At 49.7% G+C, this 17,430-nt stretch carries 13 protein-coding genes and 1 pseudogene; 13 read left to right on the top strand and 1 reads right to left on the bottom strand.

Going from position 1 to position 17,430, the window contains the following annotated elements:
• Window positions 1–576 precede the first annotated feature (576 nt).
• From ACSPJT_RS01455 to ACSPJT_RS01395, 13 genes and pseudogenes are all read left to right on the top strand, one after another.
• The gene (locus tag ACSPJT_RS01455; protein WP_435894593.1) at window positions 577–1,056 is read left to right on the top strand and encodes a hypothetical protein; all 480 of its coding nucleotides are present in this window, start codon (window positions 577–579) and stop codon (window positions 1,054–1,056) included.
• A complete protein-coding gene (locus ACSPJT_RS01450) occupies window positions 1,053–1,901 on the top strand; it encodes a RecB family exonuclease (protein ID WP_435894592.1) in 849 nt (282 codons plus the stop codon). The genes ACSPJT_RS01455 and ACSPJT_RS01450 overlap by 4 nt, the downstream gene beginning before the upstream one ends.
• Entirely contained in the window at window positions 1,898–2,107 is a 210-nt protein-coding gene (locus tag ACSPJT_RS01445; protein WP_435894591.1) for a hypothetical protein, read from the top strand. Before ACSPJT_RS01450 ends, ACSPJT_RS01445 begins: the two co-directional genes overlap by 4 nt.
• 12 nt (window positions 2,108–2,119) lie before the next feature.
• Window positions 2,120–2,266: a hypothetical protein gene (locus ACSPJT_RS01440; RefSeq protein WP_435894590.1), complete on the top strand. Its 147-nt coding sequence runs from the start codon at window positions 2,120–2,122 to the stop codon at window positions 2,264–2,266.
• 109 nt (window positions 2,267–2,375) lie between these two features.
• On the top strand, window positions 2,376–3,197 hold the full coding sequence (locus ACSPJT_RS01435; protein WP_435894589.1) for a DUF932 domain-containing protein: 822 nt from the start codon (window positions 2,376–2,378) through the stop codon (window positions 3,195–3,197).
• Window positions 3,198–3,710: 513 nt separating this feature from the next.
• Window positions 3,711–3,968: pseudogene (locus tag ACSPJT_RS01430) on the top strand (SOS response-associated peptidase family protein); the annotation flags it as partial.
• 274 nt (window positions 3,969–4,242) lie between these two features.
• Entirely contained in the window at window positions 4,243–4,656 is a 414-nt protein-coding gene (locus ACSPJT_RS01425; RefSeq protein WP_435894587.1) for a hypothetical protein, read from the top strand.
• 260 nt (window positions 4,657–4,916) lie between these two features.
• Window positions 4,917–5,882 carry a hypothetical protein gene (locus tag ACSPJT_RS01420; RefSeq protein ID WP_435894586.1) on the top strand — a complete coding sequence of 322 codons (966 nt, stop codon included), beginning with the start codon at window positions 4,917–4,919 and terminating at the stop codon, window positions 5,880–5,882.
• 4 nt (window positions 5,883–5,886) lie between these two features.
• Window positions 5,887–7,548: a hypothetical protein gene (locus ACSPJT_RS01415; RefSeq protein WP_435894585.1), complete on the top strand. Its 1,662-nt coding sequence runs from the start codon at window positions 5,887–5,889 to the stop codon at window positions 7,546–7,548.
• On the top strand, window positions 7,545–9,257 hold the full coding sequence (locus tag ACSPJT_RS01410; RefSeq protein WP_435894584.1) for an NERD domain-containing protein: 1,713 nt from the start codon (window positions 7,545–7,547) through the stop codon (window positions 9,255–9,257). The genes ACSPJT_RS01415 and ACSPJT_RS01410 overlap by 4 nt, the downstream gene beginning before the upstream one ends.
• Before the next feature lie 20 nt (window positions 9,258–9,277).
• Window positions 9,278–12,907, top strand: coding sequence for a helicase-related protein (locus ACSPJT_RS01405; protein ID WP_435894583.1), 3,630 nt, complete (start codon window positions 9,278–9,280; stop codon window positions 12,905–12,907).
• A 6-nt stretch (window positions 12,908–12,913) separates the two neighbouring features.
• Window positions 12,914–14,845, top strand: coding sequence for a DrmB family protein (gene drmB / locus ACSPJT_RS01400; RefSeq protein ID WP_435894582.1), 1,932 nt, complete (start codon window positions 12,914–12,916; stop codon window positions 14,843–14,845).
• On the top strand, window positions 14,842–16,440 hold the full coding sequence (locus ACSPJT_RS01395; RefSeq protein ID WP_435894581.1) for a DNA cytosine methyltransferase: 1,599 nt from the start codon (window positions 14,842–14,844) through the stop codon (window positions 16,438–16,440). Before drmB ends, ACSPJT_RS01395 begins: the two co-directional genes overlap by 4 nt.
• Window positions 16,441–16,491: 51 nt before the next feature.
• Here ACSPJT_RS01395 and ACSPJT_RS01390 read toward each other — a convergent pair whose 3' ends face one another.
• The gene (locus ACSPJT_RS01390; protein WP_435894580.1) at window positions 16,492–17,274 is read right to left on the bottom strand and encodes a hypothetical protein; all 783 of its coding nucleotides are present in this window, start codon (window positions 17,272–17,274) and stop codon (window positions 16,492–16,494) included.
• Window positions 17,275–17,430 lie beyond the last annotated feature (156 nt).

The following is a 17,430-nucleotide window of genomic DNA, read 5'->3' as shown; positions in this document are numbered from 1 at the left end:
AATATCGACCATCGTGGGACATTCTGTCGCAACTTCAGCCCTCTGCGTCTTGTTTAGACTGGCAGACCGTAGAAAACAACCTCGCACTGTAAATCAGTTGTCCGCCTTCCGACTCACGACGGCTGCCGAACCGGTATTCGCTCCCTGTCACATCTGGGACAACAAGCCCGGAGGTGGTGTCACAAGCCCTCCGGACGACCTGTAGCCGTGCCTCCGCCTCTGGTCGATTTGCCGGGTCCGGGCAAAAACCTTGTCAATCGGTCACAACACTGAGGTGGGCATACGAGATGAAACACACCGTCCCAAGTTAGATCCCTGACCGCTCAGGTCAAGATGGATGATCGGTTTCCACCACACGCAATCCAGCCGTCTGGAAGCGGGCGGCCCATCCACACCCACCGCCCCCCCGGGCACAAACGCAATAGTCGGCCATGCCACGTTATATACAAATGTGAGGGACGAGACTGTCTCTCACATCAAACCCCTCCGCGCCAGCGCCGTGATCCACCCCCGGATCACGGCTTTTTTCGTGCATGGGAGGGATACATAACAACCAACAAGAAAGGAACCAACACCATGGCTGTGAAACTCATAGCAAACTACAGCAAGCGTCTCGGTCTTCCGGGCTACTCGTCGCACCAGTTCAGCGTCTCCGTCGAGACCGAACTGAACACCACCGACGACATCGCCCACGAAGCTGAGCGTCTGTATAACAACCTCCAGACCAACGTCGACGAACAGATCCGGCAGACCGGATTCGTTCCACCCCACGACTACGGCATGGAAACCCCGGCCCGGCAAGCCGACACCGTTCAGCCCGTCAACGTCCTGCCCATCGCCCGACACTGCGACTGGCAGTGCTCTCCGAAACAGCAGGAGCTGATCCTCAAACTCATCGGGGAAAACAACCTGGACAAGAACGATGTCGAGCAACTCGCCAAGCAACGCTTTCGCAAGAGCGTGCCGCAGCTCAACAAGCTGGAGGCGTCCGGTCTGATCGACCTGATCATTCAGCAGCAGTTGCAAGACCGGAAAAAGAAGGGAGGCCAGAGATGATCTCCACTCTCAACCCGACCACCGACACCTCCGCCCGGGGAAACTACGGACGGGCTCTGGACTACATCTCGGCGTCACGACTCAGTTGCTGGCAACAATGCAGGAGGAAACATTACTTCCGCTACGTTGCCAACATCCCGTCGGAACCGTCGCCGGCGATGCATCTGGGCAAGGTCGTGCACGCCACTCTCCAGCAATGGAACCTGTGGCGATGGGACAGGAAACCCTACACGATGAATGATCTGCATGCTGCCTTCTTCCACTCGTGGGAAAAGGAGCAGGTGGAGAATACCGTGCCGTGGAAATCGGACAAGGAGCACGACGACCTGCGCGACAAGGCGTGGGAACTTGTGACTGCCTATCTCGATGCCGCCGTGATCGAGGAGGACGAGGACATAGCCGGTGTCGAGGTGCGGCTTGAAGCTGAGATCGAGGGTCTGCCCACGGTCATCGGCATTGTCGACCTCGTTCGCGGGGGAGGCCGTATCGTCGACTTCAAGACCGCCGCCAAGTCTCCCTCGCAAAACAGCGCGGGACACGTGCACGGCACGCAGCTGGGCATCTACGCCCTGTTGTACCGCCACTGCACCGGGACCAGGGAACTGGGCATCGAGCTTCATCATCTGGTGAAGACCAAGGTGCCCAAGGTCTGTGTCTCCGAGTTCGGCAGCATGTCTGACCGTGAGATCGGCAACGTCATCGCCCTCATGCATCAGTATGTGGATTCGGTGAAAGCCGGGGACTGCACACCGTCGCCGTCGTTCATGTGCTCGGGATGTGAATACCTCTCGCAGTGCAAGAACTGGCAGGGCGGCGCGGAGCACGGGAACGGGGATGCGTCATGAGAAACGCCTTCCTTTTCGCGACACTGGCCATGTTTGTGAGCTGCACCGGTTGCAGCAAAAAGAAACAGGACTCGCCGCCACCCGTCGTTGTCAACGCCCCGGACTACCAACCGATCGGCGAAGGCATGAAGGTTCAAAGCTATGCGCTGGTCGGAGTCGCGGTGATCGTCACCGTCGGCCTGATTGCCCGCAATGGAAACCACTGACCCCGCAATGCCATGAACCCGACCAACGCCATAATCAGCCTCTTCAGCTTTGTATCCCTCGGAGCACTGACGCTCTGGGCTATCAAGGACCTGTGGGGCGTCATGCTGGCCCTCCTGTTGCTCGCCGGTCTAATCAACCTGGCGGGACGCAAGCGCTGACCGGCAAACAACAAAACCGCAAGGCCGCATCCGGACTCCCTGACAGGAGCGAGAATGCGGCCTTTTTCATTACAAAACCAAACAGAAAACCAAACAGAAAACCAAACATATGAACAACATCATCAACATGAACCGCCACCAGCCGGTGGCCTACGAGATCGTGGAAAACGCACCGCGAGTGAATGACAATCCGAAACCCCGGGGCATGCTGCTTCACTGCGGAGCCCAGGTCGTGGACCGTCAGGATCTCTTCGAGGTCGCCACGCCGCACGGCACGGACACATGGTATCCGCTCCCGCACCGCACACTGGTGACGGAAGTGGAGCACCAGCTTCAGGCCGCCGGTTTCCAACTGCGCGGCGAGACCCATGCCCTGACCCACGACGGCTCCAGATACTTCGGAGTCATCCAGGTCAACCTGCCGACCCGGAGCGACCGGGACTTCGGCTGGGTGGTGGGACTGCGCAACTCGCATGACAAGAGCCTGCCCGCCGGACTCGTTGCCGGAACCCAGGTATTCGTCTGTGACAACCTTGCCTTCAACGGCGAGGTGAAACTCAGTCGCAAGCACACGCGTTTCGCCATGCGTGACCTGAAGCAGTTGACGGCCCGTGCGGTCGGCAAGCTCGGTGACAAGTTCGCCGACTTTGACCGCCGGATATCCGCCTACAAGAAGATGTATCTCCCGGACCGTTCCGCCCATGACCTGATCGTCAGAAGCGTCGACTGCCGGGCGATCACACCGAGCCAAGTGCCTGCCGTGCTGGAGGAATGGCGCAAGCCGTCCCACGAAGAGTTCCTGCCGCGCAACGCCTGGAGCCTCTTCAACGCCTTCACCGAAGTCTACAAGGGAGTCAATCCCCAGACTGCCGTGAAGCGCGGACAAGCCCTTCACGGCCTGTTTGACGGACAGGTGGGACTGGACAGCTAAGCGACCACATAAGAAAAACGCTCCACACATCGTGGGGCGTTTTTTTTAGCTACCTGATCATGACGCGAACGCGCCGCTTGAAATGCTTCGCCCCCACAAGGAATTCATTATCAAAATATTTACCTATTCAATATGCGGATTCAGACTCTACGCAGAACAATAGAAAATCCATCATGTGCAGCGTATACGAATTTGGCAGGGGTAAAAAGAAACCGCCTCAAGCGCTCACGGCCAGCGGCTTTGGTACGTTAGATGAGAACATTCGGCTCATCAGACGCCCTGACAAGGCTCCTGTGTATCTGAGTAATGGTGATATCCGAATGATGCGCTGGAGCTACGAACGTCCAGGCCTTGGTGATGTAAACAATACACGCAGCGAGAACTTTGACAGTCCCATGTGGCGGGACTCCATCGAGCATCGCCGCTGCCTTCATTCCCGTAACCGCTTTCTAAGAGTGGTCCGGGCCAAAGGGAAACAAACGAACACATCGTTTCACCAGCCGGGATGGCGAGTGGCTATGGATGGCTGGTATCTGGGAGAAATCAAACAGCCTAGGCGAATGCTTCTCAATGATTACGACCTCCGCAAACTCGCTGATGTCCCCTATTCATCATCGCATGCCAGCGGTGCTAACGGACGAGGAGCTAAGCCCATTCCTCTACGGTGAACTGATGACATTCAATCCAGCGCCAGACACCCTATTAGTAAACGAAGCCAACAATCCTTTTATAAAGAACCCTCCGAGTCATAAACAGGACGAACTATTTTAATGGAATTAAGCCAGCCCCTCTCGGGAGCTGTTACTCCGATCCATCATCCTGATCCCTGCCATCATCACATTACTCATTCATACCTAACCATTATTGCGCTGCTCACTAACCCCACCATAGAAAAATCACCTCACAATGCCCAGTGACATCTAAAAATACACACAGCTAGACATCGCCCACATCAAGCACCGCAGAGGAACTTGCGAAGTCATCTTCAAACAATATCTTCACCCATAAATCGAACACGTCACACCCCATACCCATTAAAGGTGATATGATTGAACACCAGACACCCACTCACATCATGGACGAGCAAGAAAAAGCCTGCTTCCATAGATTCATCCGTATTCTAGCGGACACCGGAAACATTCAGCATGCTATCACCGAGTCAGGATGGACGGATCACCCAGCCTACAATCACAGCCAGGACGCTGTGGACATTTCCGGCGTCCCCCATGATAAACTCCACCTGCTCGTAGCATCATCAGTGGCGCTCCCAGCCCCGTCCGAGAATACATCCATGGTGCGAGCGGCGGTCTCACTATTCAAGAGCGCCACAGCATCGCTGCCGCCTTGGAAAAACACTACAAACTATGTGATGAGTTCTGCATCATCGATACCGCTGATGACGATTTCTACCTCGAACACAACTTTGCTCCCTCACCATAATCGAGTGCCTAAACCTTAAAAATAATCCACATCCTCCCATTAATGTCCCACCCCTGTCTCTAAAATCTCTGTATGCCTCTCGATTACATCCTTTCCCTTTTCAGTAACATCAAGCGCCACAATATTCCGCTAGAAGGCCGCCGCAACAATGAGCAGAACTGGCCTGAATCCAACGGTCCAAAGATTTTGTTTTGGTTAGAATAATCTTGCGGAAAAATCTAACCAAATCATCGTCCAGAGACACTTCCCCTAAAGCCTACGCTCAATTTACCGCCCTATATGGATACTTCGCAAACCTCATGGTCAAAATTCCTCTATGCGCTTGGGCAAGATGCAGCTCAGAAAGCAGACTCAGGAAAAATGCCGACTTACGCGGTTGCACTACCGACTCTTAATTTCGCATCCCCTCTCATCGCAGCTGGGTTCCTAACAAATCATCACGCCATCAATGGTAGTCCCCGAAGCGATGCGGACCTACTCAAGTCCTTAACAGATATGCGAGGAGAGCATGTTGAGTTTGTTATCAAAAAAGGAAGAGGACTCAGTACAAAAATGGGAGTCATCAAAGGCATCGCTAAAAATAACAGAGGTGAAGAGTGCCTTGCAATATACTACCTCAATAATAAAGAAGAAGGTAAGGAGCACATCGCTCACATCCATCCCGGGTTGCTCCATTGTGTCAAGCTAACCGAAACTACGCAAAACATCGAATCCAGACGTCGGTGGCTAGATACGGTAATTAACTTGAAAGGGTTAACTACACTTTTTCAAGGCAATGAAGAAGCTGCGTATTCCTTGGCGGGGAAACCACATAACACCTGCAATATTTTTGATTCTTCGGCCCGGGTGCAGGGGGAAGTTGCCACGCATTTACCCATCGCCACCTTAATCCCTACTGTCAACAAAACAGACTCAATATACCTAGGGGATCTAGTGCGGCTCGCAGAATCGACAAAAAGCGCCGTAGCTAGATCATCAAACACTACAATTAACCCTCGTACGAATAAACACCTAGCCCAACTTCAAATCGTCTCCGGAGCTATTCAATCACTTGATTATGATATTTTTGCGCCAACTGGATCAGTCGTATTTTGCATAGCCCGTACTGAACCATCCTTCCTCGATGCTACAACAATGATTAATGACAACTACATTCGTCGATGTCCACAAGCTGAACTTACTATATCCGATAGTCTCCTCGACCTGAAGCCAGCAGGGATTGATATTTGTGCATGGTACCGCTAATCTTATGAACTTCACTGAAACCAACCAGGTTTATACCGCGATGGAAAGCGTCCTAGGAGAGGACGGCACCGAGGATTCGGGGCTGAACACCATTTCTGTTACGTCGGATCATGTCCGGCAGTTTCACGCCGCCCTAGGCGCATTCCGGCGACAGCTTGTAGAGAGCGAGGTTGCAGACGAATGGGCTGCGTTCCTCAGATCGATTAAACGTTGGTTCCACCTCTATTTGACTACACCGGTTGAAGGTCAATCCTTGCTTCCATGGTGCCCGAGAATTGATGGGTTGGGACGACTCAAACAAAGTTCTCAGCCATATACTAGGCAGCTATTTGACGATCTTAATACAAAGTTTCAATCTCTACTTCAAATTGAGCAGCATCCATTTCTGGACCAGATTCTCGATGCTCTCCCCGAAGGCATTGATCCTGACAATGAGCAGACCTCCCTTTACCGCTTAGGCGTAGTCGTAGAAGGCAGAAGGGTTTGTCAGCATGTCTCCAAATGGTTCGATACCTTCGATATAGGTGTTCCTGTTCACGTTGTAACTCCCAGCGATCTAAAAAAAGAAAATCATTTCGATCAACTTATCCTGATGGGTTCTCCTCGCTGGTTTACTCTAGCTGGTTCAATGCACGTCTTAAATTCCCCTCGTGCAAATCAGTTAACGTTCATGGGATTTGAACCCTTTTTCACGGCCCCTACTGCTGACAATTTTTATTTCTTCAACGGCTCGCCACACCTCTTCACTGGAGCTACTACACAAGGTCTCCTAAAGGCCCCTGCGTGTCGAAGCTACACCATCTGTACTAACGATGAAGACGAAGAATCAAATAAGGAAGATACCGAACCAATCTCCGCATCTGAAATTGACGACATCATCCCGACGATCGATTCTTCAAAAGTCTTTTCATCATTCGAGCAATCGGATCCGAACGACGACGAAGTAGAAGTAACTGCCTCATGTCATTTCGGAAGATTATCCGCAAATGCGGGCGTCTTTCTAAACACAGAAGCCTCGATCTATCGAATTTTGCTTCGCCAATCTAGTGGGGCTAAACTTATCTGTAATGAGATCGAGAAAACGCCAGTTACAGCACTTTCGCCTGGTGACATCGTAATGTTCTCCACGCATGGTGCCGGCGATATGACAGCCAGTATAGCTAACTCTTTGTTAGGTGACTTGGCTCCTGTGCTACGTGAAAAACAATCAGCTTGGAAGATGAAGGTGCAATCACGCTTCTATCTATTTGGAACTCACCATGAGCTACGTAAAAGCGGCGTCTTATCAGCCAGCGAGACGAATTTTAACAATTGGTTACGCCCACATACAATCATGCCAAAAAATAAGACTGAATTCCTCAAATTATTACTGCTGACCGGATACAGCGAGGATGAAGCGGCTGATACAATAACAGCAATGCGTAGGATTTCAGCTGCGCACCAAAGCGCAGGAAGGAAAGTAGCTCAGATGCTCAGAAAATCAGCAAAAGGCACCCATCTCAATCAACTGGAAAAAAACGGAATGCAAGTGCTCCATGGAGAATTAGGAACTTCTGCAGAAATGAGAGCATACTACATCGAACAAATTGATCATCGGGAATATGAACTCCCCATCTCCAAACTTAACCATCCATTTGAACTTACTGACGACTTATGGCTCGCATGATTCCATCCATTTGTCCGGAAGTAGCACCCCCGGGAGAAAAGCAACTTTTCCGTCGCTTGCGTGACGATCCTGATACTGAAGGTTGGTATGTCCTGCATGGCTTGGATCTGGCGCAACACACTACCCAGATGTCTGGTGAAGCTGATTTTGTAGTCATAGTTCCAGAATACGGAATCTTGGTTATCGAGGTGAAGTCACACACACGAATTCATGTTGACGATCAGGGGTGGCATCTCGGAGACCAACCCCATCCAGAGCAGCGCGGACCCTTTAAGCAAGCTGCTGAGGCGATGCACTCGCTCCGAAAATACGTCGTTAAGGTCGACCCCTCTTATGGTTCTTTTTTAACATGGTCCGCCGCATGTTTCCCACGCTTAACTTTCCGTCAAAAGAGTCCAGAGTGGCATGACTGGCAAATCATTGACAGGGGCCGGCTGACCAGTGCCCCCATTTCAACCATCATCAAGAGCATCCTGTTAAAAGGAAGAGACATTTTGATCGGCAACAACGTGGGCTGTGCAACTAATCAGCCCAAGTATGCCTCCATTGAACGCTGCGAGAGAATTACACGTTCCTTACGACCTATTTTTGAAGTTGCCATATCTCCCAAAGCACGCCGTAATAAACTTGAGGATGATCTCATTCATCTAACCGAGGAGCAATATTCGGCATTGGACCAAATGATGTTTAATCCTCGTATGATCTTCTCGGGGGCTGCGGGGACTGGCAAAACGGTATTGGCGACGGAAGCTCTTCGGCGAACCTCGGTAGAGGCTCCTCAAACTAGATTGGCTCTGTTTTGCTTCAACAAATTACTTGGACAAGAACTGCATTCCCAGTGCAAAGAAATTGCCCAGCATGCTGTAGTCACCAACATTGATGAATGGTTATATTCCATAGCCAAAAACAAATTGACCCCGGCTATTAGAAATTCTCCGGATTTCTTCAAAGGTAAGCTCGTTGAGCTGGCCATCGAGTGCTTACTCGAAAGTGATGATACCCTCCCGTGCTTTGACTTCATCATTCTTGATGAGGCGCAGGACCTACTTCAGCCACACTATCTTGAACTCTTGGACCTCATCTTGGACGGCGGGTTGTCAAGTGGCCAGTGGCTGTTTTTTGGCGATTTTCTAGGACAGGATATTTTTTCACAAGGCTCTGTTTCAATCAACGATTTCAGAGTCAACAACGCTCCGTCGGCGGCGATGTTTGGACTATCTGCAAATTGCAGAAACACTTTGCCTATCTCAGAGTATGTGGTGTCATTAGGTCAGCTTAAACCACCCTACGCGAAAGTCCTGCGTGGCGATACGCAGGAAGATCCGGAATTAAAATTCTGGTCCGACGGTGAGATGCAGAAACAGCAAGTAACGACTTTTATATCTGAATGTATGAAGGCCGGGTATAGGGCCGGGGATATTGTATTACTTAGTCCCATTGATGAAGATTGTTTGGGCATGCAGCTAGCCCTGGATGCGGAATGGTCACAAAAGGTAGCCCCATACGGCATGGCAAAAAACCGTATATCCTACACCACCATCCAAAAATTCAAGGGCATGGAAGCCCCCGTGATCATACTCACTGATTTTAACTCCATCGATTCATCACATCAGCAGTCACTTTTTTATATCGGGCTTTCCCGTGCTCTACACTGTTTGGGGATATTTCTTCACGAGGATCTCAAACCTGTTCTCCGCTCAATCATTTAATCTCGACCAATATAGTAAATATGGAACAACACCTTGAAAATCGCACAAAGCTGCTCGCATCCATAGCGGGTGAAATATTCGGTCCCGGAAGTCGATTCGACACTTCCTCGGGCGACTTACTTTCCCCAGGAACAGAAATTGATATTACCAAGCCTCAGGCCTTCGTGGATTGGGAAAGCTATAACGAAAAATTTCAAGGTATTCGTCCTATCGTCAAAGGAACTGGAGAGGAAATCCTTCAAAATGAAAGTCCACTACTTCGCTATGGTATGGGGATTTTGTTTCCCAAGACAGAGGATGGCATGAATGACGAGGCCGATGATGCAGCAGATGTAGCGGACGCAAACGTTTCTACGTTTGAGCTCTCAGACGATGAACTCAAACAAAAACAAACACTGGAAAAAAAAGCCGAGAAATATGCAGAGGCCGGAGGCTCAGAAATTGCGGGAGAAGAAACCTCAAGCTCAGCAGAGACGCGACTAGCCAATTTGAAAAGCCAGCGCAGTATGGGGATTTCATTTGTCGTTGATGCAGCAGCAGAAGGAGATCTAGTTCTTCATGCAACCGGAGGACGCTACAAAAGACTTAGTCAAGTTACAGTGGCTGATAGACCTCTCAGGTGGTGGGCCCGCACTGCTATCAATGACGTAGTATCCGTATCTCTGAAAACATTGCTTCAGGCAGAGGGGCAAATAGAACCTATAAAGGTAGCCTTGAAGGAACTAGCTCCCATTGAGGTCAACTTTGAAATTTTTGTCAGAGGAAGGGATAAAATACCCGGAGATCAACACCCTGCGTCAGCTAGGCTTATCACCGTATCATTGGTGAATCGTACGCATTGCTTGGACGAAAAACTACTGGGTGATTTTTGTCTGTTCCAGTCAAGGTTCACCGCAAAAGCCGGGACGGATACTGCATCTGCAATCTTGTATTATCCGGAAGCAAGATCATCCAACAGTAATGAGGAAACGGAATCACTTGATTTGCTCTATCGAAACGAAAAGACATTTTCCACCGGGCATGGCTGCGCTGGCACTTGGGAGTTGAATGGGCTTGGCGACCGAGCTCTGAGTGTCTGTGCGGAACCTATTCCGGCCTACGAGGTCCCATCAATCACTCCCTCACTTCAGTGCGAGAACCCTCAAGATCCGGGTCAATTTGAAGATCTGATCATCCCCCTTTCTGTGTTGGCTGACAACTCTCGGAAGGACGAATCCGTCCAGCTACTGGAACGAATGATCACCGCATATGAAAGGTGGGTCCAAGAAAAATATGTCGAGTCGGATGGTTTAGTGTCAGATTTCAAATGCACCGCGCAACGTCATCTGAAGAGGTGTGCTGAAGTAATACAACGGATGAAAGATGGCTTGTCTATGCTTGTAGATGAGGAAAACCACCCTGATGTTTCTTTGGCGTTTAGGCTCACGAACAAGGCGATGTTACTCCAGGCTCTAGCCTCAAAAATAAAGACCCGTAACCCTGAGCTGGACAAGGCGGCTAATAGGCTGACCTATAAACCGCCTTACGAAGCCTTAAACCTAGAATCCGATGAAGCGATCGAGCGCGCTTGGCGACCGTTTCAGATTGCTTTCTTTTTAATGAACATCACAGCCTTGGCGGATCCTCATGCCAAGGAACGGGAGATTGTGGATTTAATTTGGTTCCCAACAGGTGGTGGTAAAACAGAAGCTTACCTCGCTTGCGCTGCTTTTTCGATTCTACAAAGGCGGCTACGTAACCCTGAAGACACCGGCACTGAAGTCCTCATGCGTTACACGCTAAGGCTGTTGACGGCTCAGCAATTCCAAAGAGCTTCCTCCTTAATTTGTGCGCTAGAGACATTACGTCCGAAGTATGAGCGCCTTGGTACAGCACCATTTACTATTGGAATATGGGTTGGTAGTTCTACGACTCCAAACACAATACAAGACGCTAAAAAGTCCATCAACGATACAAAGAAGAACGGACCTGATGACTACAAGATGGTGTTGTTGAAATGTCCTTGGTGCGGCGCTGCCATGGGTCCAAACCAAAAAGCAAATTACCAGTATGAGGTTGATGGTGTAAAAATAGCAGGCCAACAAATATCTCTCCACTGTCCCGACCATGCTTGTTCGTTCCGCTCAAAATTACCGGTTGAGGTGGTTGACGAAAATATTTACAAATCTCCCCCCACCTATCTCATAGCAACGGTCGATAAATTCGCAGGGTTAGCATGGAGAGAAGAATGCCGAAGTATTTTTGGAATTGATGATGGAGGGGAGCGCGTAAAATCGCCTCCCGGTCTTATCATTCAAGATGAACTTCACCTGATTACAGGCCCCCTAGGGAGCATGGTCGGCTTATATGAATCTTTGATTGATGAGCTTTCTACCGATTATCGAGATACTGAAAACCCCATAAAGCCTAAACTTGTTGCCGCCACCGCGACAACGAGAGCATCGGATCGCCAAATTCGAGACTTATATGCTCGCACTCAGACAACCGTATTTCCCCCTCCTGGGATTGATGCTTCCGATTCCTTTTTTGCGAAATATGCAGTCGATGATGCAGGTAAACGTTTGCCGGGGCGGATGTATGTTGGCGTTTTGCCAAAGAATTACTCATCCGCATTGACTACAAGTGTTAGGCTCTATGCATCATTGCTCGCAGCAGCGTGGGGACTTTCTACAGAAAAGGAACGCGACCCATGGTGGACGTTGTTAGTATTTTTCAACAGTTTAAGGGAATTGGGAGGCAGCCTTACTCTTTTTGGCGCTGATATTCCTGAACGATTGCGAAATATTCAGAACCGTTGGTATCCTAAAGGTGTAGATGGGAAACGACGTTATTTGAATGAAGTTCTTGAACTCACTGGTCGTTTGGCAAGCAGCGAGGTACCTCGGGCACTCGATGCTCTTGACCGTCCATATGCGTTTAAACCTCCAAAGGGAAAATACCCCGTTGACGCTTGCTTGGCATCAAACATTATCGAAGTTGGTGTCGATGTTGATCGACTGGCAATCATGGCTGTCGCCGGCCAGCCCAAGACAACGGCCCAATACATCCAAGCGACGGGCCGTGTTGGTCGTAACACTAAAAAGCCAGGGGTAATTCTCGTGAACTACGGTGCGAATAAACCCAGAGATCTCTCCCATTATGAGCACTTTCAAGCTTACCATGGAAAGCTCTACGCCAGTGTAGAACCCTCAAGCGTGACACCCTATACAATTCCCGTTTTGGATCGAGCCCTTCATGCTGTAATGGTTGCTTGGGTTAGACAAAATTTACCAATGGATGATCTATCAAAACCCAAACCTTTTCTGGGCACAGCCAAAGAAACCATGGCAAAAAAATGTCTACCTATTTTAAAGCGCCGCATCGAATCTCTAACTTCTGATCAGAAGGAAAAAGATCGGATGTTGCACGACCTTAACCAGTGCTTTGATAAACGCATCAAAGAATGGGAAAGTTCCAACTCCATTATTTGGCACGAGTATTTTCCTAAACACGATAGTTCGGATATCCCGCTCATACACCCTTACGGGGCTCCATGTCCGAGCGAGTGGCATGATGAAAACTGCTGGGCAGCTCCAAACTCTATGAGAGGTGTGGACGCAGAGTGTCGCCCACACATTCCATCTCGCCCTCAAAACAACCAATCAGATTAATCTATCATGGCATTAAATCCACTAAGACGTTCGCAACTCATTGCCCCATTTGGCCCCGGTTCACTTCACATTCTTGAAGGTGGAATAGCGGTCGTAACTGGGGGGCTTGATGATTGGTTCAAAGATAAGAATGGGAACCCTTCATCTGACACCTTTATCTTAGACGGGCCTCTCTACATCAGGGAACCTCGCCTCGAAAAGCAACTGGGAGTGTCTCATTTCAGATTAGCCCCTGGACCGGAAAACCGAACAGATTCCGACCAACCAGAATTAGTCACTCCTGTGTACCGTTTCCCCACGTGGTACTATTGTTCGCGTTGCCATCAAATGACCAAGGCTGACCTGCACACCCGCGGGAAATTGCGTTGCCAGTCAGCTGACTGTAAAAAGCAACCTCTTCAGCAGGTTCGATTTGCCGCAGTATGCGATTATGGCCACCTCCAAGATTTTCCATGGTTGGAATGGGCGCACCGTAGCCTGAACTTCTCCCCCGAATGCGAAAACAGTCTGATGTTTAAAGCTCAAGGAGCTGGTTCCTTAGCCGATATCAGTGTGGAGTGCACCCGATGTAATACGAAACCTCGTTCATTAGGTGGTGTGATGAGTGGCACGCTTCCAAGTAAAAGTAATAGCCTCGGGTCCAGCGGACTGACTCAAATGACCCTAAGTGATGAAAGCGAGTTTACTTGCCGTGGCCACAGTCCTTGGTTGGGTGTCGATAAAATGACCGAGATCTGTCCACGCCCCCTCAGAGCGGCGCTGATCAATGGAAACAACTTACACTATGGTAATGTGAAAAGTGCTATTTTCATACCTCCTCAATATCGACCATCGTTGGGAGATTTGGCAGCAATGTTAGAAGAGCCCGAATTAAGACTTTTAATTAAACGTATGCGTCAAGTCGGTTTGGACATTCCTATGATCACGATGCGGATACGGCAAGCGGATGCATCATCGCCTAAACCTCGATTGACAACTTTCTCAGATGATCAAATTGGTAACTGCCTAAAAGGGCACGAGGAAGCCCCTCCTAGCAACGGATACGTTGATCTCGAAGATGACGAAACTCCCGATGACCTGCAAATTCGTAGGGATGAATATGACGCATTCCTTGGAGAAACCGACCGTGAAGATCGTCTAGTGCTAAGACATCTGGATACGAGCGCTCTACCCAACAACTTGTCATCCATCATAGATGATATTGTAGCTATCGATAAGCTCAGAGAAACTCGGGTATTTGCCGGGTTTTCAAGGCTGATGCCGACCCCTCCACCTGATGCTCCACACCCTCAAAGATCGTTATGGCGAACAATGCCTCCAGAATTCAAAGATCGCTGGCTGCCAGCATCCGTTGTCCAAGGTGAAGGGATATTTATTAATTTCAACCAAGATGCACTCCATGACTGGGAAAGCACGGAGGAAGTACTTGGTCACATCAAGACTCTACAGGATAATCATGACTCGTGGGCCAATCGACTTGGTCGCCCCACGGAAGTTGTAGAGCCACGGTTCGTGCTCCTGCATACCCTCGCGCACCTATTGATCAACCGCTTGGTATTTGAGTGTGGCTACGGCTCATCCTCCTTGAGAGAAAGGCTCTACGTCACAGCTGATAAAGACGCTCCTATGAGTGGAATACTGATTTATACAGCAGCTGGCGATGCGGAAGGAACCATGGGAGGGCTGGTACGCTTAGCTGACCCAATTAGCCTTGGAGAAATCATCGTCAACGCTCTTGACGAAGCTCAATGGTGCTCATCTGACCCAATTTGCTCTGAGTCAGCTAGCGAAGGACAAGGTCCAGACTCGTTGAATTTAGCGGCCTGCCACTGCTGTTCGCTTTTGCCCGAGACGAGTTGTGAAAAATTTAATACATTGTTAGACAGAAGTCTTTTCATTGAAGGTCACCCTGCGGCATTCTTTCCTTCCAAGAAATGATACCTATAATCGACATTTTTGCTGGCCCAGGAGGACTAGGAGAAGGCTTCACCCGTGCCGGCTTCAACATTAGGTTATCTATCGAGAGAGACCCTCAAGCTCACGAAACATTGTTGTTTCGTTCGTTCACCCGGATACTGCAAAAAACCAAAAAGGGGAGAAACAGTATATTGGCTTACTTTGAGGCAGCTCAACACGATCCAGTGCATGCACTGGAGGAACTAATTGAAAAGCATGCGAATGCCTACGAAGAAGCGAGTAATGAAGCATGGTTGGCGGAACTTGGCGGCGAGGAATTCCCCGATCATGACGTTTCAACAAGGATTGATGCCGCTCTAAACGGAGCAAAAGAATGGGTACTTATTGGAGGCCCACCGTGCCAAGCATACTCCTTGGCCGGGCGAGCAAGAATGAAGGGGACCGATCCGGACTTTGAAGACGACCATCGGCATTTCCTCTATAAGCAGTATCTGCGCATCGTAGCAGACCATTCACCGACGATTTTTGTCATGGAAAACGTCAAAGGTATTCTCTCCGCAAATGTGAAAAATATCGAGATCTTTAAACAAATCCGAGCCGACTTACACAAGCCTGGCGAAGCGACGGATATTTCGGTTAGAGATTCACCGAGTGATGTCGTTTACGATCTACACCCTTTAATTCAGCCCATCCAAAAGAGTATAGACGATGATTATGACCCCTCCGATTTTCTTATTCGAGCCGAGGATCTAGGGATACCCCAAAAACGTCACCGGGTATTCATTATCGGGATTAAGCGAGGTTCTGGTATCCAGATGAAGCACTTGATTCCTGATCCTGATCACCACGTTTCTGTGGCCGAGGTGATTAACGATCTCCCGTCAAGGAGAAGCGGTTTCTCCCGAAAGTCAGAAGATGATTGGTGCGAAACGCTAAAGGATATTAAACGGCAGCCGTGGTTCAAGGAAACCCAGCAGACCGACAAGGGACTGACCAAATTAATTTCCTCTCAGTTGAACAATTTACTCAAGGATCAAAACAATGGTGAGAATATTCAGCCAGAGACTCGGGACCCCTCGAAGACATCACCGAAAGCACTTTCGAAATGGTACCGGGAGCGCAAGCTTCCCTACGTGTTGAACCATGTTTGTCGTAATCACATGGACAGCGACCTTCAGCGGTATTTCTACGCTGCCTGTTTTACTCTAGAGCACAATTACAGCCCCAAGCTAACTGAATATCCTGAATCCCTGCTACCTAACCACCAAAACGTCAAAAAGCCCGGAAAGAAGATTATCTTCGATGACCGGTTCCGGGTGCAATGTTCACATCTACCATCCACCACAGTGGTCTCGCATATTTCCAAAGATGGACACTATTACATCCATCCAAACCCCACACAGTGTAGAAGCCTAACTGTCCGTGAGGCTGCACGGTTACAGACATTTCCTGACGACTACTTTTTTCAAGGACCACGAACGGCACAATTCCACCAGGTGGGTAACGCCGTGCCTCCATTTTTAGCATGGCAGATTGGATGCCTAGTTTCAAAGATGTTGGGAAAGAAACCAAAAGGAAATTATTCGGCCCCTGCAAATACGGAATCCAACAGCTAAAAAGAATTTACCTGTCGCCTACCATCACTGGTAGGCGACAGGTAAATATTCTTATTGCTCGTTCGGACGTGTACCTATCAGCGTGGAGTAGTCCACCCACTTCCAAGTGACTCCGAGTGTGGTCTTCACCTGCTGGATCTGCTGTTCAACGTTGTCTGCGTAGAGCATGTACTTGCAAGCAAGGACATGACTGTCACCCAGCGTCTTGCCATCACGGTAAAGATAAAGTCCTTCCTCAGTCTGGATGACCACTTCCTTGTCGAGTAAATCCTCGACCGGGATGCCTGTCATTGGCGGACATTCCAAATCCTTATCCGGACTGCCGGCGTAGATCTCGATCTTGTCCAGCTTCAGGTGCCTACACGCATAGTTAGCCTTGCGCGGCGACTCATACATGTAAGCCATGGAACCGACGCCAGTCAGCACAGGTTGGTTTCCGTGCTCTGGATCGTTCATAGCTGAGATGTATCCAGTTTGATCACCAAGCGTCCCTACGGCGTAGCAGCGCAGGTTACCGTCTAGTTTCAGCCGGAGCCCCTGGTGTTGGCTGTCGGAGCAATAGAGCTGATCCTCATTGATCTCTCCGATGTAATGTCGCCTCCATGCTTCGTTAGCATACGGCTTCACATCAGCAGGCCATTCATCCACCTCGTCCGGGTGCATGGCGATTCCCATGAACTGCATCGCGAACCATCCGTCGAGGAAGGTAGTGGTGTCGGCACTGGGAAGATCCTCTTTGAATTCTCCCAGCAGGTTATAAGCACGCTCGGCTTCCTCTAATGTGGACGGTATGTGCTGTGAGTTATCGATAGGGTATGGATATTTTTCGTTCATAATATTGGTTGGTTACCCGACCGACACACAAAAATGTCCCGACTCAAGATCTGAGTCAAGCTGAGCGTCGGACGGAATGCTATGCCATCACCCAGCGCAATACCGAGTAGACAGCTGACAGGAAACATTCCTGCCGTTCACTGACATATAACACTG

This window comes from Oceaniferula spumae, assembly GCF_042849255.1.
Lineage (GTDB): Bacteria > Verrucomicrobiota > Verrucomicrobiia > Verrucomicrobiales > Akkermansiaceae > Oceaniferula > Oceaniferula spumae.
This window is presented reverse-complemented; position numbering and strand designations above follow the sequence as displayed.